General features: G+C 42.0%; 22 protein-coding genes and 3 pseudogenes. 11 read left to right on the forward strand and 14 right to left on the reverse strand.

All coding sequences use genetic code 11. The annotated features are described in order from the left end of the window. Positions 1 to 68: 68 nt before the first annotated feature. Positions 69 to 4,010 (reverse strand): helix-turn-helix domain-containing protein, encoded by a 3,942-nt coding sequence (locus K6V21_RS11875; RefSeq protein WP_224321897.1) that lies wholly within the window; start codon positions 4,008 to 4,010, stop codon positions 69 to 71. A 343-nt stretch (positions 4,011 to 4,353) separates the two neighbouring features. On the opposite strand from K6V21_RS11875, the gene K6V21_RS11880 reads away from it, so the two are divergent. Then, a complete protein-coding gene (locus tag K6V21_RS11880) occupies positions 4,354 to 5,172 on the forward strand; it encodes a helix-turn-helix domain-containing protein (RefSeq protein ID WP_224321898.1) in 819 nt (272 codons plus the stop codon). A gap of 239 nt (positions 5,173 to 5,411) precedes the next feature. Next, positions 5,412 to 6,923, forward strand: coding sequence for an NAD(P)H-hydrate dehydratase (locus K6V21_RS11885; protein ID WP_224321899.1), 1,512 nt, complete (start codon positions 5,412 to 5,414; stop codon positions 6,921 to 6,923). Between the two features lie 104 nt (positions 6,924 to 7,027). Here the strand turns inward: K6V21_RS11885 and K6V21_RS11890 are convergent, their stop codons facing one another. After that, positions 7,028 to 7,711 (reverse strand): DUF5715 family protein, encoded by a 684-nt coding sequence (locus K6V21_RS11890; protein ID WP_224321900.1) that lies wholly within the window; start codon positions 7,709 to 7,711, stop codon positions 7,028 to 7,030. A gap of 111 nt (positions 7,712 to 7,822) precedes the next feature. On the opposite strand from K6V21_RS11890, the gene truA reads away from it, so the two are divergent. From truA to K6V21_RS11910, 4 genes are read left to right on the forward strand one after another with little or no spacing between them, the layout of a single operon-like run. Continuing rightward, positions 7,823 to 8,584 carry a tRNA pseudouridine(38-40) synthase TruA gene (gene truA, locus K6V21_RS11895; RefSeq protein ID WP_224321901.1) on the forward strand — a complete coding sequence of 254 codons (762 nt, stop codon included), beginning with the start codon at positions 7,823 to 7,825 and terminating at the stop codon, positions 8,582 to 8,584. Between the two features lie 28 nt (positions 8,585 to 8,612). After that, positions 8,613 to 9,509, forward strand: coding sequence for a DMT family transporter (locus K6V21_RS11900; protein WP_115502595.1), 897 nt, complete (start codon positions 8,613 to 8,615; stop codon positions 9,507 to 9,509). 17 nt (positions 9,510 to 9,526) lie between these two features. Then, on the forward strand, positions 9,527 to 9,997 hold the full coding sequence (locus K6V21_RS11905; protein WP_044262140.1) for a GAF domain-containing protein: 471 nt from the start codon (positions 9,527 to 9,529) through the stop codon (positions 9,995 to 9,997). A gap of 50 nt (positions 9,998 to 10,047) precedes the next feature. Further along, a complete protein-coding gene (locus K6V21_RS11910; RefSeq protein ID WP_217714110.1) occupies positions 10,048 to 10,704 on the forward strand; it encodes a DUF3256 family protein in 657 nt (218 codons plus the stop codon). A gap of 55 nt (positions 10,705 to 10,759) precedes the next feature. Here K6V21_RS11910 and K6V21_RS11915 read toward each other — a convergent pair whose 3' ends face one another. The 4 genes from K6V21_RS11915 to K6V21_RS11930 all read right to left on the reverse strand — a co-directional run bounded on the left by K6V21_RS11915 (position 10,760) and on the right by K6V21_RS11930 (position 13,610). After that, the gene (locus tag K6V21_RS11915) at positions 10,760 to 11,650 is read right to left on the reverse strand and encodes a YitT family protein (protein WP_007212615.1); all 891 of its coding nucleotides are present in this window, start codon (positions 11,648 to 11,650) and stop codon (positions 10,760 to 10,762) included. Positions 11,651 to 11,793: 143 nt separating this feature from the next. Beyond that, complete coding sequence (locus K6V21_RS11920; RefSeq protein WP_224321902.1) at positions 11,794 to 12,537, reverse strand: LytR/AlgR family response regulator transcription factor; 744 nt, start codon at positions 12,535 to 12,537, stop codon at positions 11,794 to 11,796. Between the two features lie 3 nt (positions 12,538 to 12,540). Then, entirely contained in the window at positions 12,541 to 12,963 is a 423-nt protein-coding gene (locus tag K6V21_RS11925; RefSeq protein ID WP_224321903.1) for a sensor histidine kinase, read from the reverse strand. Further along, positions 12,918 to 13,610 carry a histidine kinase gene (locus tag K6V21_RS11930; RefSeq protein WP_224321904.1) on the reverse strand — a complete coding sequence of 231 codons (693 nt, stop codon included), beginning with the start codon at positions 13,608 to 13,610 and terminating at the stop codon, positions 12,918 to 12,920. The genes K6V21_RS11925 and K6V21_RS11930 overlap by 46 nt, the downstream gene beginning before the upstream one ends. Before the next feature lie 92 nt (positions 13,611 to 13,702). Here K6V21_RS11930 and K6V21_RS11935 point away from each other — a divergent pair, with 92 nt between their 5' ends. Next, positions 13,703 to 14,608: a DUF6268 family outer membrane beta-barrel protein gene (locus K6V21_RS11935; protein WP_217714106.1), complete on the forward strand. Its 906-nt coding sequence runs from the start codon at positions 13,703 to 13,705 to the stop codon at positions 14,606 to 14,608. Between the two features lie 6 nt (positions 14,609 to 14,614). Here K6V21_RS11935 and K6V21_RS11940 read toward each other — a convergent pair. The 4 genes and pseudogenes from K6V21_RS11940 to K6V21_RS11955 form a co-directional block, all read right to left on the reverse strand. Then, positions 14,615 to 14,845, reverse strand: a pseudogene (locus tag K6V21_RS11940) (poly(A) polymerase); the annotation flags it as partial. Between the two features lie 73 nt (positions 14,846 to 14,918). After that, positions 14,919 to 15,251 (reverse strand): annotated as a pseudogene (locus K6V21_RS11945) (RNA ligase family protein); the annotation flags it as partial. Positions 15,252 to 15,286: 35 nt separating this feature from the next. Next, complete coding sequence (prfH, locus tag K6V21_RS11950; protein ID WP_224321907.1) at positions 15,287 to 15,904, reverse strand: peptide chain release factor H; 618 nt, start codon at positions 15,902 to 15,904, stop codon at positions 15,287 to 15,289. A gap of 6 nt (positions 15,905 to 15,910) precedes the next feature. Then, the gene (locus K6V21_RS11955; RefSeq protein WP_224321908.1) at positions 15,911 to 17,308 is read right to left on the reverse strand and encodes an RtcB family protein; all 1,398 of its coding nucleotides are present in this window, start codon (positions 17,306 to 17,308) and stop codon (positions 15,911 to 15,913) included. Positions 17,309 to 17,823: 515 nt separating this feature from the next. Here K6V21_RS11955 and K6V21_RS26820 point away from each other — a divergent pair. Then, on the forward strand, positions 17,824 to 17,880 hold the full coding sequence (locus K6V21_RS26820) for a hypothetical protein (protein ID WP_363317855.1): 57 nt from the start codon (positions 17,824 to 17,826) through the stop codon (positions 17,878 to 17,880). 973 nt (positions 17,881 to 18,853) lie between these two features. Here the strand turns inward: K6V21_RS26820 and K6V21_RS11965 are convergent. From K6V21_RS11965 to uxuA, 3 genes are all read right to left on the reverse strand, one after another. Next, complete coding sequence (locus K6V21_RS11965; RefSeq protein ID WP_224321910.1) at positions 18,854 to 19,789, reverse strand: Rpn family recombination-promoting nuclease/putative transposase; 936 nt, start codon at positions 19,787 to 19,789, stop codon at positions 18,854 to 18,856. A 147-nt stretch (positions 19,790 to 19,936) separates the two neighbouring features. Beyond that, positions 19,937 to 20,752, reverse strand: coding sequence for an SDR family oxidoreductase (locus tag K6V21_RS11970; RefSeq protein WP_224321911.1), 816 nt, complete (start codon positions 20,750 to 20,752; stop codon positions 19,937 to 19,939). Between the two features lie 25 nt (positions 20,753 to 20,777). Continuing rightward, on the reverse strand, positions 20,778 to 21,950 hold the full coding sequence (gene uxuA / locus K6V21_RS11975) for a mannonate dehydratase (protein WP_224321912.1): 1,173 nt from the start codon (positions 21,948 to 21,950) through the stop codon (positions 20,778 to 20,780). Between the two features lie 70 nt (positions 21,951 to 22,020). Between uxuA and K6V21_RS11980 the strand changes: the two genes are divergently transcribed. The 3 genes from K6V21_RS11980 to K6V21_RS11990 all read left to right on the forward strand — a co-directional run bounded on the left by K6V21_RS11980 (position 22,021) and on the right by K6V21_RS11990 (position 24,965). Continuing rightward, positions 22,021 to 22,992 carry an AraC family transcriptional regulator gene (locus K6V21_RS11980; RefSeq protein ID WP_224321913.1) on the forward strand — a complete coding sequence of 324 codons (972 nt, stop codon included), beginning with the start codon at positions 22,021 to 22,023 and terminating at the stop codon, positions 22,990 to 22,992. A gap of 756 nt (positions 22,993 to 23,748) precedes the next feature. Then, on the forward strand, positions 23,749 to 24,129 hold the full coding sequence (locus K6V21_RS11985) for a hypothetical protein (RefSeq protein WP_224321914.1): 381 nt from the start codon (positions 23,749 to 23,751) through the stop codon (positions 24,127 to 24,129). A 2-nt stretch (positions 24,130 to 24,131) separates the two neighbouring features. After that, positions 24,132 to 24,965 (forward strand): retropepsin-like domain-containing protein, encoded by an 834-nt coding sequence (locus K6V21_RS11990; protein ID WP_224321915.1) that lies wholly within the window; start codon positions 24,132 to 24,134, stop codon positions 24,963 to 24,965. Between the two features lie 87 nt (positions 24,966 to 25,052). Here the strand turns inward: K6V21_RS11990 and K6V21_RS11995 are convergent. Further along, positions 25,053 to 25,475: pseudogene (locus tag K6V21_RS11995) on the reverse strand (site-specific integrase); the annotation flags it as partial. Between the last annotated feature and the right edge of the window lie 123 nt (positions 25,476 to 25,598).

Raw genomic sequence — 25,598 nt, forward strand, 5'->3', positions numbered from 1 at the left:
GATTTATAATAGCAAATAATTGCTATATCTGAAGAATATCTGCGGATGTCAAACTGGTAATTCTGTTCCTATACCTTTTTCTGAATAGAATATTGTTTCGGAGTCATACCAAACTCTTTCTTAAAGCTTTGTCCGAAATAGCGTTGATCTGAATATCCAACCATATAACATATTTCTGAGACAGGATGAGAAGTTTGTTTTAACAGCTCTGCGGCCCGTCGCATGCGTCTTTTTCTGATTAAATCACTTGGTGACAAATTTGTGATTTCCATAGCTCTTCGATATAAGGTAGAACGGCTTATATTTAATAAACTAGCCAATTTATCAATATTAAACTCAATATCTGCTATGTTATCTTCTATAACGTTGATGATATTAGCAACGAATTTGTCGTCATCTGATGTGATAAGTACTTCTTTAGGGTCTATAATCAACTCTTTCCGAATGTTCTCTTTGATTGCCGTACGTACATCAAGTAGCTGTCTTATTCTTGCATCCAGGCTAGCTACATTGAACGGTTTTGCAATAAACACATCAGCCCCTGCTTCATATACCTTCTGCTCCGTTATTTCAGAGGAAAGTGAGGACATGAAAATGACGGGTATTGCTGATAATATCTGGTATTCTTTCATTTTGCGACATAACTCAAATTTATAGTCGTCTTCTTTCACCACATCAAAGATAACTAGAGAAGGTATTTTGTCGAGCATGTGCTTTATGTCGGTAGCAGCTGTGTTTAGTGATACGTTAAACTTATTTTGGAAAACAGATTTAATGAAGAGGTCTATGTCTTTGTCTCCCTCATACAGATAAATCACTGGCAAAGTTTTATCCGAATCAATATTCAATTCATCCACAGTTCTATCTTTTTGAACAGTTACAGGTAATAACAGCGATACAGATTGTGCTTTATCCAATGTTTTCATTTCTCTTGCACTGTAATGAGAATCGCCTAATAGCAAGTCGAAAGTATATTCCCTCATCCGGTTTCCTTCGATATTACGTATGGATAGTTCGCTATGATGCACTTTTAGATAATCGTATGCAATTAAAAAGCGAGTGTTTAACTCTTGTACATTAGACTCTCCTTCTCCACTTCGCGATGCAATAATACTTACGTTCAGCCTGTAATCATGGGAGTCAAGCATATATTTCACCTCAACCCTACCATTATCTATTATATAGGAAATAGCATCTTCCATAATATTATATAGAGCTACTTCTATCTTAGTTATGTCTATGATAGTTGTAACAGAAGTCACGTTTCCTTCTATTGAATAAGTTATATGTTTGGCGGCAAACTCATCTAGAAATAAATTGCAAATTCCTTGGATAACAGGAATAATATCCACTTTTGATAACTGTACATCATATTCCCCCAAGGATACTTTTTTGAACTCCATCAACTTCGATACTTGTTCCGACAATTTGAATACATTGCCTGACATCGTATGTAGCATACGCTTAACATCTGTATGTGTCAACTGGTCATAATTTTTCAGTAAATATTGCAGAGGCGCATAAATCAGAGTTAAGGGTACCTTAAAACCATATGACAAACGAGTGTAATAGTCTAATTTCCACTTAGACAATGCATCCTTGTGTCGCAATTTAGAACCTAAATTAAAGTTTCGGACAACTAATAGTAAAATGCCTGCAACTATGGTTACATATAAGGAGTAGGCCCACCAAGTTCTCCATGGTGCCTTTTCTACCACAATCTCAATAGTCCGTATATTGTCCATCCAGATACCCGAAGCATTAGTTGATTTTACTTTAAAAGTGTATGTGCCGGGAGTTAAATTGGAATAAGAAGCGTTATTTCTTGATGCGTCTGTAATAATCCAGTCTTTATCAAAGTCCTCTAACATATAGGCATACTCTATTTTTAGCGGATCTTTATAATAGAGAGAGCTGAAAGACAAGGAAAATTGAGTATCTTTATACGATAGCACTAACTTGCCCGAATTATTAATCTCGTGCAAGCGATTTTTCTTCTCATCGGAAAAATTCTCTTTATTCAGAAGTTTTATGCCGGATATATAGACATTATGCGGATAAGTGTCTGGTGTCAATTGAGTAGGATTAAAAAAGTTGAGTCCATTTACTCCTCCTATGAATATTTCTCCATTGCGGTTGACGCATGTTCCCAAAATATACCATGTCTTTACAATATCTTGATTTACATTCAATTCATAATACACAATCAAATCTTCTAGATTGATCTTATAAATACCGTGTAAACTAACCGCCCATACATTCTCCATATTATCCTGTATAATAGCCCCAATATAGGAACTCTTTCTTGAATATGGGAATTCTAATCTGGTAAACTTATCTTGCTCAATGTTGTATCTATATAATCCGTTTGCTGTTCCGGCCCATATTCTTTTTTGATGGTCTATATATATTGCCGTTATCCACGATCCACCAAACATATTTCTAGGGTATAATTTCGTACTTATAACTTTCAAATCATCGTCCAGTTGTAGGCGATATAACCCATCATTGTCTGATGAAAGCCAAATGTTTCCATTGCTGTCCCTACAAATGGCTCTGTGTTTGCCTTTCACCTTTTCTGGATAGTCTAATCTGGTGAATTTGCCGGTTGAAGCATTGATGCTACCAACCCCACCTTCGGAGAATGCTAACCAGATATTATTGTAATAGTCCTTAAATATGGAACGTACATATCGCATTCCATATTGCTCTAATGCAACATTCAGTGATTGATCGTCATAAAAAAGGCATCTTCCCGAATCGAAAAATTTGATTGCGTTTTTTGTGCTGATCAAGAAGGTTTGATCTTTGAATTTGGTGATGCACTGTATTTTGTTGCCAGCCATTATGTCATTTGTATTTCTCCGGTCAACATATTGCGTAATAGTATAGTCATTTTTATTGTTCCATTTTATTTTATTAATTCCATTGGATGTGGCCAACCATAAATAATCATCGTCACAGTATATGGAAGAAATAATATTGCTGGATGGAACATTCTTTCCATTTTTACTATGCTTGATGGCATGAAAGTTGGAGGACTCATCATTGTATAAATATACTCCCTCTAATGTACATATCCAAATTCTGGATTTCTTGTCTTTATAAATTTTATTAATAGTGTTTTTCAGTTCGCTATCTCCTGATTTATCTATTAATAATTTATTTTTCAAGACTGCCTTTCCGCTATGGTCATATTCGTATATGGAAATACCATATCCCCTGGTTCCCACCCACACTTGATTTGCGTATTCGAAGAAGGAGATAACTTCATGATTATAGGCAATATGCTTAAATCCTGATATTCCCACAGAATCCAAAGTATCTATGTTACTATATAATATTTCTTCGCCACGGCATATCCATAGTTTATTACGGCTATCAATAAATAATTGAACAATTTTGTCTCCACTATATAAAGTGTTGGTCTTCGTTTTACCGTCATTTTCAATATGAATGATCACCAAACCGGATTCCGTGCCCAATAAGACTTCTTGATTTCTATAAATCACCATAGAGGTAATATGATTATTCAGTGATTCCTTATATATGGTTATTTTGTGGATGAAATTCCAGTTATAGTCAAAGAGGAAAACCTCTCTGTCTGTAGCTACAACTTGATAATCGCTGTTACACTGATAAGCTATAATATTTTTGGATTTCAACAATGGAGAACAAAGGTCACATTGGTTATTTATATAGTTGTAGGCATAAAGTCCTTCATTGGTTCCTATATACAATGTTGTTTTTCTGTGGCTTAAGAAATTAACATAACGGTCGCTTATCATTGAATGAATTAATGGCTGAAGAGAATAACCATCAAAAAGAAAAACGCCGTTATCCAAACCTAACCACATAAAGCCTAATGTATCTTGTTCAATAGAAGTAATTGTATTATAGAAAAAGTTTCCTTTAAAATCAAAAGACTTTATGTTTTGTGCCATTCCATAAAATGGATAGGACAGCAAAATACACAATAGTACTAAGATAACTTTACTAATATGTTTCATAGTATATTCAGCTAAAACTTTACATATAAGATAGTCGCCTTTATCACACCTATATCTCTTCAGGTTTCTACTAATATGCTATTTTCTATTAAGAAAACAAATCTACTAATTTATATTGTTTAATGTGCTATTTAGAATCTTAAAATGCAAAAAATACATTTGGAACTTGAAATAATTTAGGTTGTGATGTCTATTGAGTTATTCACGTATGGCGGGTGGTTTCCTAAAATTATTATAAAAGATTAAGATTGTCTGTCTCTATCAGTCTTTATGATAAATTTTAGCCAGCCTGTTTCGGGACATGCAATATTTATGTACTTTTGCATGCATGCCGATAAGTTTATTGGAACATATCATATCACAGTCTTTTGTCTCTGTAAAAAAGATAGAAGTCATTGTCCCCTCAGAAGATTTGCAGGAGTATATTGACAGCTTCTATGTCTTTCCTTGTTGTGCCCTGTCGGATACCTTGGCATATAATGACGGAACACCTATGTTGGCATTTCTGCCGATGGCGGAGGACAGCGTGGAATTAGAATATAATCATGTTATTTCAAGTTTTAACTCCGGCTGGTTCAGTACAAGGTCTTTTGCCCGGATGTCCATACGTCTTTTCGGACAAGTGCCTTATTTGTTGATAGTGCGGTTTAAGCCTGCATCTTTCTACCGATTATTAGCTCTGAATGCCAGACATTTTAATACCCGCCCGTTCTGGAATTTAGAATCCGTATTGGGTGATATGGATGCCCTGCTGAAGGATATGCAACAATGTGCCAGGGCAGGAGAGAAGATACAACTGATAGAAACCTACCTTCGGGGCGTAATATCAGCGGAGGAAAACTCCAATAGGTTGTTGGATGAGGCCATTCATTATATCAGGCAGCATAAAGGAACGTTGTCTATCGATGAATTGAAGTCGTACTTAGGCGTCAACTACAAATGGCTGGAACGGAATTTTTCTGAGGCTATGGGCATGACGCCCAAACAATATTCCTCTTTGCAACGGTTCATCAATGCTTATACCGCTTTTCTGGTGCAGAAAGACTTAGCTGGTATTACTGCGGAAAGCGGTTATAGCGATACGAACCATTTCATCAAGGATTTCAAGAAATATACCGGTGATACGCCAATGCAGTATTTGCGTACATGCAAAATCAGATAAATAAAACAATATTACCCGCTTCTTACCTTCATCGTACCCTCTTCGTATCCTCCTCTTGCCAACTTCGCTAATCCAACTTCTGTATAGAAGCGAAGAAGATGCGAAGTTGGTTAGGTGGAGAAGAGGTATACTTTTTTTTCTTGCTTATCTCTAATAAATAATCTATCTTTGTTCTATAAACAGTGTTATCAACCTGTGCATGTTAGTACTTTCTGAACTTCTTTTATAAAACAAACAGAATGAAAATATTTCCTACCCAAAGCATCAAAGAGTTGGATGCTTACACCATAGAGAATGAACCGATTGCTTCCATCGACCTGATGGAACGTGCCTCGCAGGCATTGGCAAAAGCCATTGCCGGACGTTGGGACGCAGAAACACCTTTTACGGTATTTGCCGGACCGGGCAATAACGGGGGGGATGCATTGGCCGTTTCCCGTTTGCTAGCAAAGAAAGGCTATAAAGTCTCGGTTTATTTGTTTAATACCAAGGGAGAGCTTTCTCCCGATTGTGAGACGAATAAAGAACGACTTGCGGATGTGGAGAATGTGGATTTCCATGAAGTGACATCACAATTTGTCCCGCCCGTGTTGACGGTTGACCATGTGGTTATCGACGGACTGTTCGGTAGTGGATTGAACAAGCCGCTGAGTGGTGGCTTTGCTGCTGTGGTGAAGTATATCAATGCTTCGTCAGCACAGATCGTGGCTATTGATGTTCCTTCGGGATTGATGGGGGAGGAGAATACCTTCAATATCAAAGCTAATATTGTCCGTGCGGATGTAACGCTGAGTCTGCAATTGCCGAAGCTGGCTTTTCTCTTTGCTGAGAATCAGGAGTTCGTGGGTGAGTGGGAATTGCTGGATATCGGTCTGAGTGAAGATGCGATAGAGGCGATGGGGACTGATTATAGTCTGCTGGAAGCTGAGGATATGCAGGATTTGTTGAAACCGAGAAATAAGTTTGCCCATAAAGGAGACTTCGGACGCGCCCTGCTTATTGCCGGTTCGCAAGGAATGGCGGGAGCTTCCATACTTGCCGCAAGAGCCTGCCTGCGTTCCGGAGTAGGATTGCTGACGATGCATGTGCCTTATTGTAACAATATGATTGTGCAGACTTCTGTGCCGGAGGCTATGACGGAGCTGGACCCTAGTGATACCTGTTTTGCCTGTCCTACGGATACGGATGATTATCAGGCAGTGGGCATCGGTCCGGGTCTGGGAAAGGCGGAAGAGACAGAGGGTGCGGTATTGGAACAGATAGACAGCTGTTTATCTCCTATGGTAGTGGATGCTGATGCTTTGAATGTACTGGCAGGGCATCGCAATTATATCGGACGTTTACCGAAGGGGAGTATTCTGACACCGCATCCGAAAGAGCTGGAACGGTTGGTAGGAAAGTGTCAGGACTCTTATGAACGCTTAACGAAAGCACGTGAGTTGGCGAGAACATCAGGAACATATATCATCTTGAAAGGTGCTTATTCTGTGGTTATTACTCCGCAAGGGAAGTGTTATTTTAATACTACAGGTAATCCGGGTATGGCAACAGGCGGCAGTGGAGATGTATTGACGGGTGCAGTGCTGGCTTTGTTGGCACAAGGGTATGCTTCGGAAGATGCAGCTTGTCTGGCGATGTATGTTCACGGGCTTGCCGGAGATATCGCTTGCAAGAAGTATGGGGCGATAGGAATGACAGCCGGGGATATCGTGACGTGTCTGCCGTTGGCGTGGAGGATGATGGAAGAATGAAAAGACAAGATATCAGGTTTTAAGTATTAAGTATTAGGTATTAAGTATGCAGTGTTATGGTACAGTCTTATATACTGCATACTTAATACCTAATACTTAATTTGTTATTTTCCTCTCGTTGTAATATGGAAGCATCCTTGCTTCAACTCATACTTTATATAGCATTTATCCGCTTTCCGCAAGTCGCGCAATACTTCGGAGAGTACGAGTTTCAATGTATCTGAACTGACATCCTGTAGCGGGCGTCCATCTTCATCTTCCACTTTCTTGAAGCGCTTCCAACTGACATCGAATGTAGTTCCGTAGAAATGCGCAGAGTTTGCCGAGGCATTGCCATTGCGGCGACGCAGGCGTTTTACGTCATCTTCGGTGCGGAGTACAGAGGTTACGATTATTTTATTGGGGTTTAGTCCTTTGGCGGTCAGCGAGTCAAGGAAATTGGTACCGATGGTATCCAGTAGTTGTGCTGCACCTTTAATGAGATATGGGATGGAATGTGTCAGCGAGTCTACTACATATAAATCATTCGTTTCGATGTGCTGAAGTTTTTCCTTCATGTGTTCGGCCTCTTTGCGGGAGGCAATTGGCGTAATGCCTATGGCTTGTGCGACATTCAGATGCGCTTCATTCAAGTCGCCGAAGGTTCGTCTGTAACTGATTACTCCTTTAATGTTTCGCGGTTCGTTCAGTTTGAGGGACATATCTTTCTTTTTGCATCCGGCAAGGGAAGTGCTGGTGATGATTATTGCTAAAAATAAGAGCGGAAGTTTATTGTATACCTGTTGCATATTGCTTGAAAATGTTTTTATGTGGGCACAAAAGTAGGAAAAAGAAAAGAGAGTTCTTCCTTATAGCCTTATTTTTGTACCTTTGCGCCCGGAAAATGAAAGCAAAAGAGTATGCAACGGTATTTTATTTATTTAGCTTATGACGGAACCGCCTACCACGGCTGGCAGATACAACCCAACGGAGACAGTGTACAAGAGTGTCTGATGCGTGCACTTGCCACATTGATGCGCCGTGAAGTAGAGGTTATCGGTGCCGGACGTACCGATGCCGGTGTGCATGCTTCCCTGATGGTAGCCCACTTTGATAGTGACGAACCGCTTGATACGGCTTTCTTTACCGACAAACTAAACCGCCTTTTGCCGCCCGATATTTCTGTTTACCGCCTCCGTGCAGTGAAGTCCGATGCGCATGCCCGCTTTGATGCAACGGCACGCATGTATAAATACTACGTGACTACGGCAAAGTCTCCCTTTAATCGTCAATACCGTTGTCGTCTTTTCCAGACACCCGATTTCGAACGAATGAACGAAGCGGCCCGTAGTTTGTTTAATTATACGGACTTCACCAGTTTCAGCAAACTGCATACGGACGTAAAAACAAACAACTGCCGCATCATGCATGCCGCCTGGACTCAGATAGATGATGTAACCTGGGTGTTCACCATTCAGGCGGACCGTTTCCTGCGCAATATGGTTCGTGCAGTTGTCGGCACTCTGCTCGAAGTAGGCCGTGGCAAGCTCACCGTTGAAGGCTTCCGGCGTGTCATTGAACAGAAAGACCGTTGCAAGGCTGGCACTTCCGTTCCGGGCAATGCTCTGTTTCTGGTAGATGTCACATATCCCGAGGAATTATTCATCGCAGATAATAACTGAATAACTAACAATTAATTAACTAAGAACCATGTGGTTATTACTCGCCTTTCTCTCAGCTGCCTTGCTAGGCTTTTATGATGCATTTAAGAAGAAATCATTGCGCGATAATGCTGTGCTTCCCGTTCTGTTTCTGAATACGGTATTCTCCAGCCTGATATTTCTTCCTTTCATACTGATTTCCGCTTTTACTCCTGCTTTGAACGGAACTATGTTTGAAGTACCTGTTGTAGGTTGGGAGGTACATAAGTTTATCATTGTCAAGTCGTTCATAGTTCTGTCTTCCTGGATATTCGGTTACTTTGGCATGAAGCATTTGCCGTTGACGATTGTCGGTCCAATTAATGCTACCCGCCCTGTAATGGTGCTGGTGGGTGCCATGCTGATATTCGGTGAACGTCTGAACCTGTATCAATGGATCGGAGTTATGCTTGCCATACTTTCTTTCTTTATGTTGAGCCGTTCCGGCAAGAAGGAAGGCATTGACTTTAAGCATAACAAATGGATTTACTTCATCGTGCTGGCTGCCATCACCGGAGCTATCAGTGGACTTTATGACAAGTATCTGATGAAGCAATTCAACCCTATGGCGGTGCAATCGTGGTATAATGTTTATCAGGTATTTATAATGTGTCCCATCATCCTTTTGCTGTGGTATCCCAAGCGAAAAGAAAGTACCCCTTTCCGTTGGGACTGGACCATCATCCTGATATCCATCTTCCTCAGTGCCGCCGACTTTGCCTACTTTTATGCCCTGAGTTATGAAGACTCCATGATTTCCATAGTCTCAATGGTTCGCCGTGGCAGTGTAGTGGTTTCCTTCCTTTTCGGAGCGCTCTTCTTCCGTGAAAAGAATTTAAAAAGCAAGGCTGTCGACCTCATTTTGGTATTGATTGGAATGTTCTTCTTATATTTGGGAAGTAAATAAATCTCAAGATAGAATATATGGCAGAAGATTTATGTATCAGCAATGGCAGCAAGGCTGAAAAGTATCAGACTTTGCTTCCCCAGATAAAGAGCCTGATTGAAGGTGAAAATGACCTTATAGCCAATCTGGCGAATGTTTCGGCTGCGCTGAAAGAGACTTTCGGTTTCTTTTGGGTGGGATTCTATCTGGTGAAAGAAGAAGAACTGGTATTGGGCCCTTTTCAGGGACCGATAGCCTGCACACGTATCCGGAAAGAACGGGGTGTTTGCGGCACGGCATGGGCTAAGGCGGAGACGTTGGTGGTGCCCGATGTAGATGCATTCCCCGGACATATAGCTTGCAGTTCGTTGTCGCGCTCGGAGATCGTTGTTCCGTTGATTCGTGAGAATGGCGAGGTGTGGGGTGTGCTCGATATAGATAGTGAAAGCCTGAATACCTTTGACGAAACAGATGCACGTTTTCTTGAAGAGATATGCTCCTGGCTCTGAAGATTGTGTTGAAGTAATAAAATACAAAATAGGAATAACAGAAAAATAATATGATGAAGAAATTGACTATGTTTTTGTGTTTGGCTTGTGCCTGGACGTGTTCTCTGCAAGCCCAGGAAGCTAAAACCTTTTTCAAAAATATGCCCGATAGCCTCAGTCCGTTGCTTACTGCCGTGAACCGTGCCGACTGTATCGACTTCCTTGAAAGTAAGATGAAAGCGGAAGTAACCAACCGTTTTGGCGGCAAATCGGAAATGACGGAGCTTGCTCCCGACTATATCCGTATCCAGATGACACCGCAAAGCTCCTGGCAAATGAAACTGCTGGCTACGAGCGACAGCACGAAAGTAATCTGTACCGTATCTACAGCTTGTGCCCCTGCTTGTGATAGTGATGTCCATTTCTATACCACCGGTTGGGAAGAATTGCCCGCTTCTTCTTTCCTCACGCCTCCTGTAATGAAAGATTTCCTGTCATTACCCGATACGGTGATGGATTATGAAGTGAGAGATGCCGGCGAACAGGCAGATATGTTGCTGATGAAAGCCGATCTTTCTGCAAAGGACAATACACTGACCTTTACTTTTACAACTACTGACTATATGGATAAAGAAGCGGCAGAGAAACTGAAACCGTATCTCCGCCGCCCTGTAGTGTATATTTGGAAGGGGAATAGCTACGAGTTACGAGCTACAAGTGACAAGTAGTTTCAAAGTGCGATAGCAAAACACAGCGCAGCTACTTGTCACTTGTAGCTCGTAGCTACTTCACCTTTATTCTGTCGAACCCTTCTCCATATACCCCGATTACCGCACTTTGTGATACAAATGCGTTTGGATCTATATCCTTTATCAATCGGAAAATAATTGTTGATTCGCGCTTCTTGGCAAGTACGAACAACATCTTTTGTTCCTTACCGCTATAAAATCCGGAAGCATTAATGACGGTGGCGCCCCGGTGTGGATATACATTGATGTGCCGGGCTATTTCATCATATTTCTCACTGATGATAAAGAACTGTACGGATTGCCGGGCACTGTTCACTACCTGATCCAGAACAAAACTGCAAATGTACAGGGTTACATAACCGTAAACCACCTTCTCCCAATCTTTCAACACAAAGTAACTGGAAGAAATGATAATCAGGTCACAGATCAGCATTACACGGCCTAATGTGATATCCCGGTATTTGTTGATGATGGCGGCAATGATATCCGTTCCGCCTGTGCTACCGTTGGAAGAAAAGGCGATGCCTATGCCGCCTCCGCAGAGGGATGCACCGATGACGCACGCCATAAAAGGCTGATCGTGCAGTAAGACCACGCCGCTTGCCAGTCTCTGAATGATGGAAAGGAAGAATGTCAGGGTGAATACGGCAAACACCGTTTTGATACTGAACTTCCAGCCCAGGATGCGGATGGAAAGTAGTAACAGGATGAGGTTGATACTGAAATAAGTGTACTGCACAGGGAAGCCGGTGGCGAAATAGACTATGGAGGCGATACCCGGCACTCCTCCGGTGGTGATGTCATTGGGCAACAGAAATACTGTCCAGCCTATACCATAAAGAATTAATCCGAGGGCGATCATTAAATAATCTCTTGTTTCCCGAATCAGGCTTTGCTTAGTAGGGACGTTTACGATTGTTTTCATCTGTTTTATGCGTAAGTTTGGTAATGAGTTTTAGAAACTTTCTCTATAAAATGTGCGTTGTTTGTTTACGCCTGCAAAGATAGATGTAATATTCGGAAATCTTGTCTAATCCGTCATGGTTCATGAGGGGATGTGCCTAATTTTTATTTGCTGATTAAATTTTTATAGACTACTGTTTGCAGTAATTCCTCCCGTCGCAGGGCTGAAACTGGAAGTTCTTTCCCATTGATGAAGACTCTTCCTTTGGCAATGGAATCAATGTGCGAGAGGTTTACAAGGAAAGACTTGTGTATTCTGAAGAAGGCGCTTTGAGGCAGAATTTCTTCCAGTGAAGCCATGGTCTGATGGATGATGAGAGTTTTGGACTTGAAGTGCAGTTTCAGATAGTTCTGCATACCTTCTACATACAGTATATCTTTCCAGGATATCTGGGTAAATGCATCCCCCTGCCTGATATACATTTCCCGGGCGGTTTCTTCTATTCCATTATTTTGCAGTAAGAGTTGGGTTCTGAAGGTATGGGCGGCCTTGGTCACTGCCTGGAAGAAACGCTGAAAAGAAATTGGTTTCAGTAAGTAGTCAACAACATTGAGTTGATAGCCTTCCAGGGCATATTCGGAGTAGGCGGTAGTTAGTATGGTCAACGGTGCTTCATCCAATGATTTCAGGAAATCGATGCCGGAAAGATAGGGCATATTGATATCCAGAAACATGAGGTCGATAGACTGGTTTTCTAATATTCCTCTTGCTTCGAGTGCAGAAGAACAGGTGGCGTTGACTGTGAGAAAGTCCAGTTTGCTGATGTGGTTGGCAATGCCTTTGATGGCGATTTGTTCGTCGTCTACGATGAGGCATTTCAGGGGTTGTTGTTCAGGGGAGTCTTTCATCTTTTATATTTCAATGCTAAGTGAGGTTTGATAATAGGCATCTGTTTGGTTGACGGACAACTGGTACTTCTTGTGAAACAGGATGTCCAGTCGTTTGATTGCATTGGCCAGTCCCAGTCCGGTGCCTGGTCGTTGCAGATGCGGGGAACTGGTGTTGCCGACTTCAAGAAGGATATGATGGACATTTTGTTTGAGCCGTATCTGTACTTGTCCTTTCTCCGTGGGTGTGTGCGATGCATGTTTAAAGGCATTTTCTATGAATGTCAGTAATAACAAAGGCGGGAATTCGATGCTGCCGTCTTCTACTTCCCATTCGGTGCTTACGGCCAGTTTGTCTTCCCAGCGAATGTTTTCTATCGCTATGTAGTTTTGCAGGAATTCTATCTCCTGTTCCAGGCTGATAAGTTCTTTCTGACCGTTATACAATTAGTAGCCAGGATATCGGAATATTTCTCTAACAGGGAGGAAGCTGAAGGCACATTATCCTGCATCAGGATGTTGATGTGATTCAACACATTGAACATGAAGTGAGGGGTGATTTGCTGCCGTAATGTCTGGAAGAGGAATTGAGATTTCTCTTTTTCTAATTGCAGGTTTTCCGAATAGAAGCACAGGCCACAGAAGGCGAGATTAATAACCAATGTACCCGGTAACAAGAGGATAGAGTTGAAAAGAAGGCTCTCTTCTCCCTCTACGAAGATGTTGGATACAGGGAACATACCTGTTTGTTCAAGATACTGGAAGAGAACGAAGTAGGAAGCTACCAGTGTACTTGTGGGGATGCAAAGCACTATAAACAATATCCAGAAAGGTTTCATCTGCTTGGTGCGTATCGCTTTTTTCAGCAGATGGTTGCATAGATATTGGTTCACCAGCATATAACTGCCACTTATGCAGATGGTGAGAAGCGTTGCTTCGCATATACTGGTCGACATATTGAGGAATTGTATCCAGAAAGTGCCGGCAATGAGTAGCCAGAAGATAGTAGAGAGCTGCCGCGGTTTGAAAGTCAGATGTTTCTTCATGTTGCAAAGATAAGGGATAAAGTGGTTGCTGCTTATCCGTTTCGTCATAAGCAGGCCGGGGTTTGGTCAAAAAGATTTCCTCGTTCGCATTGATATTGACAATCTTTGTGGCATACAAATCATTAAAAGAAAGAGCAAAAATGAAGTGGATATCTATTGCAACAGTCTTAGTTCTAATGCTTTCTGTGGAATGCACTGCACAGATCACTATTAAAACAGAGTATTTCGGTACATCGGCTTATCGGGATGAACACAATCAGAAAGTGGGTAACAGTAAAGGTTCCGCTATGGTCTATCACGGAAGTGCCAATCTGCCTCTGTCGATGAAAAAGAACGAAAGCAATCAGCCTACGATATGGGGTATCGGACTTTCGGGAGATTATGCGTCTCTGAATAATAAGAATATTGCAGAGCCTCTTGTGTTGTCCGAGATTCTGAATTTGCAGATGTCGCTTTTCCATGTGCGGCCTTTGAGTGAGAAATGGTCGATGATGGTAAGCGTCGGTGTCGGCGTGTATACGGATGATACACGGTTTTCGCATTTACGTTTCCGGAACGTATTGGGAAGTGCGGGGTTGGTCTTTGTCAGGCGTATACTCCCTAATCTGGAACTAGGTGTGGGTTTGGCATTGAACAATGCTTTCGGTTATCCTATGGCGTTTCCTGCATTATACGTAAACTGGAATTATGGGCATAAACTGACTTGCAGCTTTTCGGCTTTGGATGGAGCTAACCTTGCGGTTGGGTATAATGTGAACAAAACGTTCAGCATTAATTTCATTACGGAAATGGGTGGGCAGATGGCTTTGACAGAGTTGAATGGTGATGATAAGATTTTTACGCACCAGTACATTGTGGTAGGTTTCCGTCCTGAATTCAAGGTTTCCAAGCACATTTCTTTGCCTGTTACGGTGGGGATAAATGCGGTGCGCAATGCTTATTATGATGGCAGAAGCTTGTCAGCGTTCTTTAAGGCGATGGGGAGGGAATATGATCCTTGTTTCCAGATAGCGCCGTATTTCTCGGTAAGTATTGTATTGCAGTAAGTTGTATTTCACATCATGCAGTAAAGCGGCTGCCCACAATATTTCCTGTTCCTGTGCAGGTAAAGCCCGATATTCCGGCTGTTGCTGCAATGCCTCCAGTACCATGCCGGTATGTACGGCTACACTACCTTCTTCGTGATGCAAATAGTACTGCATCACGAAGTTCATATCTTGTACCCACCGGAACTGTTGTTCCAGTGAGTCCCAATTCTTATTATCTGTCAGTTCCCAATTCATTTTATTCCTCCTTTCCTATTTTCCAGATGAGGCGGGCACGCTTCCAGTTGCGTGTCCAGTGCTCATCGGTCAACACATAAAAGTGTGTTTCCAGTTTGCGATACTCTATCGAATGTATGGCATACAGGTTTTCACCGAATATCTCGATGTCCCCTAAATCATTTTTCATGAGTTCCCAACGCTCGCGCAGTTCCCTGGTCCACGGTGAGGTGGTGGGCGCTGCATGCGAGCGGGCAAATACACCGTGGCGGCTCAGACAATTATTTTCTCCGTCCAGCTTTTCGGTGTGTATCAGGGTTGCTATCTGTTGGATGTCTTCCCAATACGTATGGTTGATGCGGTCGTCACTGGTCGTTCCGGGAGAAAACGAGTAATGATACGTGCGACCATATTTTTCTGATAACATAAGTTGCTCCTTTCTTTTTAAATCATTCATCTACTTTAAATTAGCGGCTCCTGGATCACCTTCACCGGATTGCCACGTTGCAGGCAGTTGTGATTACTCCAGTTAGCCTGTGCCTGAATCATGGCTTGCTCTATGCTCCATGATGCCAGTTTCAACAGCAGGCGTTCGGTGGCCAGCTTCTTGTTTTGCCATTGCGAGCGTTGGTCGGAAGCTACTACGCTCATTCCGGTAGGGATATGGACGGCACGGACGGCAGACTCCGTCTTGTTTACGTGCTGACCGCCCGGTCCGGATGCGCGTAAGGTCTCATAACGGATTTCCGCTTCCGTAGCCTCCTGGCTTTCGGAGAGCGTGAAGGTCTGCACACCGACAAACCAGTTCTTCCGTTTATGATAAATGCGGTACGGACTTTTGGCAATCCACTGCACGCTACCTTCCCAGTCCTCAATCAGCGCATGATAATCTCCGCCTTGCAGGGAGATGACGGCTGAGAGCAGGGTACGGTTGAGAGGTCCCGTTTCGCGTTCCACGATTTCTGTTTTCACTCTTTTGGCGGCGGCTTGTTTCAAAATCTTTTCCAGCACCAGCGCCACTACGCGGCAACATTCGGCAGGGCCGCGTCCGGAGGTGATTTGCATATATACTTTCTCCATAGCCTCTTACTCTTTATTCATCCTTACAATGCGCGGCATGAATTTGCCCTGCACTTCTACTAATGTCTCTTGGGGCTGCATCACCCGGTCGATGTTCTTGTAGGCTAATGGCATCTCTTCGATGCTGCCTCCAATCAGTGTGACCCCGGCCTGCGAGAGAAATTTCTTCATGGCCGACTGGGTGAAACTCTCCTTTGCCTTCTGGCGTGACATAGCCCGTCCGGCACCGTGCGAAGCGGAACATAATGACTCTTCCACACCCCGACCTGCTACCAGATAACCGGGAGTTGCCATGCTTCCGGGGATAAGTCCCGGTTGCCCAGCCTGTGCAGGAGTAGCCCCTTTGCGATGCACGATGGCGGTGCGCCCGGGTGCAATCTCCTCTTTCCAGGCGAAGTTGTGATAATTGTTCACGTTCGCCATTGGCTTCAGTCCCAGAGCTTTCGAGAGGTTCAGGTGGATTTGTTCGTGACAGGCACGGGCATAGTCGCCTGCCAGGTTCATGCTCATCCAGTATTCCTGTCCTTCTTCCGAGTTCAAGTCGAGCCAGGCAAAATGCTGCGCTTCACGTGGCAGTTTGCAGACTTCACGGGCTATCCGGCTGTAATGCATGGCAATAGCTGCTCCCAGTCCGCGCGAACCGGAATGTGACAGCAATGCCATATAATTGCCTTCGGGCAGTCCCAGCATATTTTCTTCTTGCAGAAGAAGCTCTCCGAACTCCACGAAATGATTTCCACCGCCGGAACTGCCCAATTGACGAATGGCCTTTCCGCGTAAGTCCCTCAGAAGAGGTGTCAACCGAAATTCTTCCCGTTCTGTCACTTCATGCTCCTGTGCAAAGGTCAGGCCGCCCTCCATGCCGAAGTGGGTATAGTTTTTCAGTGCCTCTTTTATCTGATGCGAGTATCTTTTCAGATAATCCGCTTTGGCATCGAACACCGTCAGGCTCATCCGGCAACCGATATCCACCCCTACGGCATAGGGGATGACGGCATTGTCCGTGGCGAGTACACCGCCGATGGGCAGACCGTATCCGGCATGTGCATCGGGCATCAGTGCGCCGGCTACGCTGACGGGGAGCCTCATGGCCAGGTTCATCTGCTGTTTGGCGAGGGTTTCTATGAACTTGCTGCCATAGGTTTTATAGGGCAGCGGCTCATCGAGCAAGTCGTATGCTGTGAACTTCTTTTCGATGAGGGTGGGGGACAGGTGTTCGGCCAGTTTGCCCCATGTCTCATTCTCTTTATAAGTATCGGGATTTTTCAGCACGTCGCTCAGTGTCTTGATAATCTGTTCTTTGCTTTGGTGCTTGCAATGTTTGCCGACGATGGCTACTGCCAGACTGCGTGCTACATTGTCTCTATATCCCAGCTTACTTAAATCTTTTAATCGTATTCCCATATTTTCTTTTTTCATGTGTACGCATACGGCATGGGCTGCCTGCCTCGCGACGGGGCAGTGCAATATGCGTTTTGTACCCAATGCATGGGATGATGATAGGTACAACACTATCTGTCCACTGCATTGAAGTGAATAATAATAAAATTATAAATGTGATTGTAGGACTAATCAAGAAAATAGCAAAGCCCCATCATCCCGATGAGTCAACTTAGTCCTGGCTGAGATATTATAGTTCCAACATAAATTAGTCCCTTTCTTTCAGTTTTAAAGGGGTGAATACTGTGTTTAACAGTGGCAAAAGTAATGCATCTTTTTAAAGTATGCAAGGAAAAAGAACGTTTTTTTGCAGATGTAAACAGTTAGAGTATCTTCTTACAGCATCAATCCTTGGAGTCTGTATGGCATTGTCCGGACTGATTAAGTCAAAGATATTCTAAAGAATAGGTAAACTTTAAGAGATAAAGTTAGCGCTGATCGTCTTTTAAGCTATAATCATCCCACCACTTCCTGTATTCGTGGGATATGGGAGTAGTGGGTATTTCTTTATACTGTTGTATTTGTTTTTGAAGTGAATCTATCACCTTGTATTTTTCTTCCAATATAAGGCGAAGGACAACGAGTACCAGAATCAATATCATGTACATGCAGAAAGCAGTAATGTGTATAAAGAGGAAGAAATTTAGTTTCCTTCTGTTGTAGGGGTGTGATGAGTATTTCATAGTATTTAAAATTGAGTTATAATATGTAGTCTATATGATAGTTCTTCATTGGGCATGAGTAATGCTGATGCTCTAAATGAATAAATCTGTAATAGAATGTCAGATGGATAGGACTGGATTGAGGTTTGCCGAGTATTAAATTACCGACAAACTGTATTTTGTCTCTTATTTCTTTGAGGCAAGTTGAATTGAGAGTTTCAAGAACCTCATGATCCTGCGTTTTTATGATATACATGGCAGATGTTTTTCCTTGTTGTATAAACAGGATTATCTTGTACCATCGGGAGTTTTGTCTCGTGAGTACTTTGTAGGATTTGATAATGGGTGTTTGCATATGTAACGCGCCTAAAACAGTCTATCCTACTGCTGAGGTCTGCAACAACCCGAGGTGAAGAATAAACTGAATAGACGCGTATATCGTAAGTTTCAAGAACATACGAATGCCTATTCAGTTCAGTTCACCTCTATAGAGTTGCAGTTTCAGCAGCGACTAAACTAAATTCCATAAAATGTACTTCATTGTGAAGTACATTGCAAATATAAGCGAAAAAGATTAATAATGCGAGTTTATAGTTGAATTAATATAGGAAGAGCACCAATTACTCTAAATGGTAACTTTATTAACATGCTGGGGTCACTTTATTAACCCCACACGGTAACTCTATTTACATACAGAGGTAAAGGTCGTGACATACCGAGGTAAAAGTCGTTACAATATGAGGTAAAGGCCGTTACATCCTGCGGTCTGTCTTAAACTCGTTGACGGAGTTAACTCCCCTCTGCACAGAAAGGAATTAATTCCGTCAACAAGTAAAAAGCTAATTCTTTATAATGTAGCAATCTCTTCTTCGGAAAGACCAGTAGATTTAATAATTACATCTATGGGAGTATTGAGTTCTTTTAGGGAAAGAGCTATACTATAACGCTCTTCTTCACGCCCCTCTTCACGCCCCTCTGTGCGTCCTTCTTCCCGTCCTTCTTCACGCCCTTCTGCGCGTCCTTCTGCACGTTCCGTATAGATGTTGTCTCGGAGGATAACAATATTATCCAAATGCCGATAATAGGCCTTCAACTCGTCTTTAGTCATCCTGTCTATCTTCAGGTGTTCACGAACCTCCTCTAAACCGGGAGCAGTAGCGCTATCGGGAATATCACCTGTATTCAGATAATGAATCCATTCCTCTAACGGGCTTTTGGCCACCTGATTGAAATCATTTACTTTCAGAATATAATACTCGGGATAAAGTTGGCTGACAGTATCAACACTGAAAGTCTGTTTCTGAAAAGGAGTTAGTTCCAGAATATCCCCTTCATGGATACCGCGGAACTCTGTTTTGCCATGATATACGATATCTTTTCCATTGCCTAGGGAGAAATATACGATATTAACGCTGTAAACTTTGCGTACTTTATCGTATCCTTCGCCACGATTGATGTATTCCGTCACAAGCTTGGAAGTGCCGAACAGCATGCGCTGGAAGTAAGCATATTCATTGTTATTCTGGACTTCAATCAGGATAAGTTCGCCTTTCGAATTTTCAGCAAGCATATCCACACGATTATACTTATCAAACTCATCCTCTTGATTACTTTCGCTTTCCAGAAGTTTCTGAATCTTGATGTTTTCTTTCAAAAGGGTAGTCAGGAATCCTTCCAGTACCCCAAAATTGGCTTTGTTGCGCAGCAGACGCTTCATTGCCCAATCGAAACGAATATAATTACCAGCCATAAGTTCGTCTCCTTTCTCTTGTTTTGTTTTCATTTCAACAAAGGTAACTGGAAAATGTTGAATATCAAACGGTGGATATGGATTTATTTTAAGTGCACGTTCGCATTCTTTTATTAAACAACAAAAGCTGTCTCAGAATTCTGAAACAGCTTTTGTGTGGAAAAAATATGGTGTAACTTTTTATACTCCGCTGAATGCACTAAATCCGCCATCTATCGGCAGCAATGCACCCGTCACGAAACTTGCCGCATCGCTGCACAGAAATTGTACGGCGCCGTTCAGTTCGTTGATATCTCCAAAGCGTTTCATCGGAGTTTTGGCTAAAACTTTCTTGCTGCGGTCTGTCAGCGAACCGTCAGGATTGATAAGCACGGCACGGTTCTGGTCGCCGATGAAGAAACCCGGAGCGATAGCATTCACACGGATGCCGTCTCCGTACTTCAGTGCGAGTTCGCTTGCCAGCCACTGAGTGAAGTTAGCAACAGCTGTCTTAGCTGCCGAGTAACCCGGAACGCGGGTGATAGCGCTGTAAGCAGCCATGGAAGATACGTTTACGATACAGCCTTTACCTTGCTTAGCCATCACTTTGCTGAATACCATAGAAGGATAAACGGTTCCGTTCATGTTCAGATTAGTCACTTTCTCCCAGCAGGTAACGTCCATGTCGAAGAAGTTCTGGTCGGGAGCCAGCGTAGCACCCGGCATATTGCCACCGGCAATGTTGAGCAGGATGTCGATACGTCCCCATTTGGTAACGATGTCATCAGCCAATTTTTCAAGGCTGGCGATGTCCAATACATTACCTACGATGCCGATCACATCTTCACCGTAAGCTTTCAGTTCTTCTACACGTTTGTCCAGTTGTTCCTGACGGATGTCAACGGCTACTACTTTGGCACCTTGCTCCATGAAACATTTGGCAATGCTGCCACCCAATACACCACCTGCACCGGTGATAACGGCTACTTTACCTGCAATACTGAATTGTTCGTTCATAATCTCTTTATTTAATTATTAGTTTTTAATTGTTTATTTCGTCTTGCACCACTGCCATCATTCCTTCTACCTGTGCCAATGCCAGCATACGGCCGTGGAATGAATATCCGGGGTTATATCCCTTGTCTTCGTCACCCAGCATCATCCGTCCGTGGTCTACGCGCATAGGCAGTTCCGGGTTTTCTTTCTCAAAGATACGGATGAGGTCAATCAGATGTCCGCGTCCGGTCAGGTGCGAGCTTTCTATAAAGTTGCCTCCGGGCATGGCAGCCGTGCTGCGCAGGTGGACAAAGTGAGTACGTTTAGCGAATTTCTTTGCTAATTCACGGGTATCGTTATGTTCGCCTGCACTGAGGGAACCGGCGCAGAAGGTCAGTCCGTTATGCGGGTTATCCACTGCATTCAGGAACCAGGCGATGTCTGCTTCGTTGGTGACAATACGTGGCAAACCTAATACTTGGAACGGAGGATCATCGGGATGCACACACATATTCACACTATATTCTTCGCAGACAGGCATGATGGCGGAGAGAAAATAACGCATGTTTTCGCGTAGCATATCACGGTCGATACCTTTATAGAGTGCCAACAGCTTCTTGAAGATGTTCACCGGATTCTTATCTCCTTCTTTGATATTTCCGTTGACGAAACCTTGCGTCTTTACGATGATCGTGTCGATGAGATCATCCTTTTCTGCTTCGGTGATGGTCTTGTCCAGTTCTGCAACCTTTGCCAGTTCTTCGGCGGAGTAGTCCTTTTCGGCTCCTTCGCGTCCGAGGATTCGAAGGTCGAAGTAAGCGAAGCGAACACGGTCGAAATAGAGTGACGAAGTGCCGTCTGCCCAGGGATGTTGCAAATCCGTGCGTATCCAGTCGATAACGGGCATAAAGTTATAGCATACGGTTTTCACACCGCACTTGCCCAGGTTTGCCAGACTGACTTTATAGTTTTCTATCAACTGTTCACGTTCCGGTCCGGCATACTTGATCGCCTCGCAAACAGGTAGGCTTTCTACTACAGACCAGCGTAAGCCGTAAGACTCGATATAGGTTTTCAGATCGTTGATAGCCTCTTCGGTCCATATTTCACCATTGGGTACATCGTGCAAGGCAGTCACAATTCCTTCCACGCCGATTTGCCGCAGCATGTCGAGCGTGATTTTGTCTTTCTTGCCAAACCATCTCCAGGTTTTTTCCATAACATTTATATATTAATAGTTTAACTGATTCTTGACTGCAAATATACGTGCAAAAATAATGCTGCGATAAATGAATATTTGCAGAATATATGCGGATTTTTGCATGTATGCAGTAGCATTTCTATTGTCTTTCCTTATCTTTGTGTGTGAATTAAACTTTGCAGAATATATGCGCCGACCGATTATAAATGAAAAGTTGCCTATATCGGAGTCGAATCCGATCAAGGCACGGCATTACGATTATGATCGTTTCACTTATCCGTGGCATTTCCACAGTCAGTATGAAATCATTTATGTAAAGGAGAGTCATGGTCTGTGCTTTGTAGGCGATTGCATTGAGAAGTTCTCTGCGGGTGATGTGATTCTGTTCGGTACTAATCTGCCCCATTACATGCGGAGCAATGATATTTATGGTTCGGAGAACGCCACTTCACGCGTGCAAGGGACTATCATTCAGTTTGAGCAGAACTTTATGCAGTATTCCTTTGATTATTACCCTCAGTTTCAGCAAATAAAAATGCTGTTGGAGGAATCGAATAGAGGTATCATCTTTCCGAAACAGGATGCAACCCGGGTAGGGGAGTTGCTTTCCGGCTTTCTTTCATTAAGTGGTTTTCACCAGATAAGTGGGTTGCTGGATTTGTTGCAGGAGCTGGCAGTCAGTCCGCAAAGAAGGACGCTGGCAAGTCTGCATTATTACGAAAAGTTTCCTACGCTGGGGAACAAGCGGATTGATAAAATCATTTCCTTTATAAACAATAACTACACCCATAGCCTCAAATTGAATGAAATAGCCGGAATGGCGAGCATGAACTCCAGCGCCTTCTGTCGTTACTTTAAGGAGAATATAGGGAAGACGCTTTTGCAGTATGTGATGGAAATGCGTGTGGGATATGCTTGTAAATTGTTAGCATTGGGAGAGATGGATATTTCGCAGATAGCTGTGGAATGCGGCTTCGATTCGATCACTCATTTCAATCGCACGTTTAAGCAGTTGGTTAATCTGACGCCGACGCAGTACAGGAGTAATATTATGAAATAAGAGGGAATGTTTTTGAAATAATTCTGTTCACAATGAAACATTCTTTATTGTGATTTGCTTCAAATTAAAAATAATGTTTACTGATTCCGGCAGATAATCGTTGCCTTTTGTCAATAGCAAATTTATGTATTATTAACTGGAATACTGCCAAGATGAGTGTCATGACTCGAATGTCTTATGATTGTGAATTTCTGATATCTTTTGCCTGTGGTTAGCGAGGCAAATGCCACACTTTATTCTCCTCTATGCCACATCTTAGTCCGCTGAATGCCACATGTTTAAACTGTTGAAGTGTGGCATTGGAGACGACGGAGTGTGGCATTACGGTTGTACAAGTGTGGGCTCACGGTTCTATAAGTGTAAGCCCACGCTTATAGAACCGTGAGCTATCGGAGCCTGCTGCGTTGAGGGAATAAAAAAACGGGGAAGCAGTTGCTTCTCCGTTCTTATATGCCATGAAATGTAGTTTAATGCAAAGTTGAATAAAGATTATCTATAAAAGGATGATACAAAGATACGATATTGAGAAGGTGATGTCAAGTGTTTCGCTAATTATTTTCGGTTTGCATATTTGTTTTTTAGCTTCTTGCATTCTTCTCCTACCATTACATATAACATCTACTCTTTGTTAGGACAGTTGGACTTAGATATGCTTCTATTGAAATCCCAAAACTTGGAACTTACAGATATACCTCTATTTTTCTGGTAAAAGGAACATCTATTTTTAGAATGTTGTATCTTTGCAAAAAACGGTGTATGAAAGATGTACTTAAAATATCAATCTTACTAATTCTTGCACTTAGCAACGCGGCTTTATTTGCACAGACGAATAGATATCTTAATTCAGATAAAGACACGTTAGATATAAAATTTGTAAAAGATACGTTGGTAACAAGTACAATCCAAGATACCCTTGCTACTACACATGCAGCTAAAGATTCAATAACTGCAAAACAAGATGAAATTAATGACTCTGCATTGTATTATCGACTAATCTTACACTACCGAGACAGTGTGAATCACAATCTTAAAAGAATATACAATAAAGATGCCTTTAAATTTAAGGATGATTATTTTCGAGAAAAAATGAGAGAACTGTGGATAGGAGATGTTTTACGAGATATATTTTTTAAATAATTATGAAGTTCTATTTTTTATCCTTATGTATAATGCTTGCTGTCAGTTTTGCTGCTAAAGCACAATCAAAGCTTATTTTTAAAGATAAGTTTATGTATACGGATGTACAGGTGTTCAATGAGACAAAAAAGCACTCAATACCCTCTCTTATTGATACAGGTTGTTCGTTATGTGTAATTGATTCTATTTTTGCTATTGATTCATGCGGAATAAAAGGAGATGAATTACAAGCAATTCCTGTTAACCAAACTAAAGATAAGATTTCAAGTGCTTTTATAGATTCTATCTTTTTTTGTGGAAAGACATATTATAAAGTGCATTGCTTAGTTGCAGATCTTACTGGGCATTATCAAAAATATGCACCAAAATTTATCGTCGGGGCTAATGTCCTTAGATCAGGAGCTTGGAAATTTGATATGGAAAAGAATATTGTTGAACCCTACGATTCTAATAATAAAACGAAAGGAATTATTTATAAATGGAAAAACCATGAAGATTATCCTGATGTGGCAATAGATTATATCATTTTAGATAGTAAAGTCAATGGAAAAAAAACACGATTTGCTTTTGATACAGGATGTAGAAACAATAAACTTCAACGTGGTTTATATGTAGGAAAACCTGAGCGAATTCAAAAGGAAACAGCGAATATCGTAAATAAATTATCAATTAAGATGGCTGAATTATGTAGAAATGTAACATTCAAGGTAGGAAAGGATGAGTATACGTTAGATTTTATAATAGGTGATGGCAATATTGGGCTCTTAAACATCGAATTCTTACAAGGTCATTCCTTTATACTTAATTATAAGAAGCAGATACTTGAATTGTTGTAAAAGAGAGCTTGAATTATAATTTCAACCTTATTTGTGTATCAATAAAGTATAAATCCATAAAGTAATTGTTGGGGACTGTATCGAACACTTCATAATCTTCATTGCTTCTTCTGATAGCCCTATTTTTATTAACTTGCCTGTTTTCTGACGGATGTAATGTAGTCTCTTTCCTTCTATAATATTGGCTTTTGTTAGATTAGCTATATCTGTGAAGTTGATTCCACCACATAAATAACTGAACATGAATATGTCTTTACTCAGTTGAATATATTGTCGTTTACCAAGTTGAAGTTCAGTCTGCTTATCGAGGATTATCTTCTGAATATACTCTTTATTGGGGCAATTAGGCTTTGGCTTATTCCTCGTAAAGTCCCAATAGCGAGGCTTAATAGATATGCCTAAACTCTGATATTTACGCTTTCCACTTTTAGAAACTTGAAGCATTAATGGACTTTCACCATTAGATAATGTCTTTGATTTATAACAAACCACTGATACAGAGGCATTCATACGCGTTTTCTGGTTTACATCTTGGTTTACATGCACCCTCTGAAATCGCCTAATTTTGTAGTTTTATGGACTATAAAAAAAGAGAAATCCTGATAGCCAATTATTTGACTATCAGGATTCTCT

The organism is Bacteroides cellulosilyticus, assembly GCF_020091405.1.
In the GTDB taxonomy this organism is placed as follows: domain Bacteria; phylum Bacteroidota; class Bacteroidia; order Bacteroidales; family Bacteroidaceae; genus Bacteroides.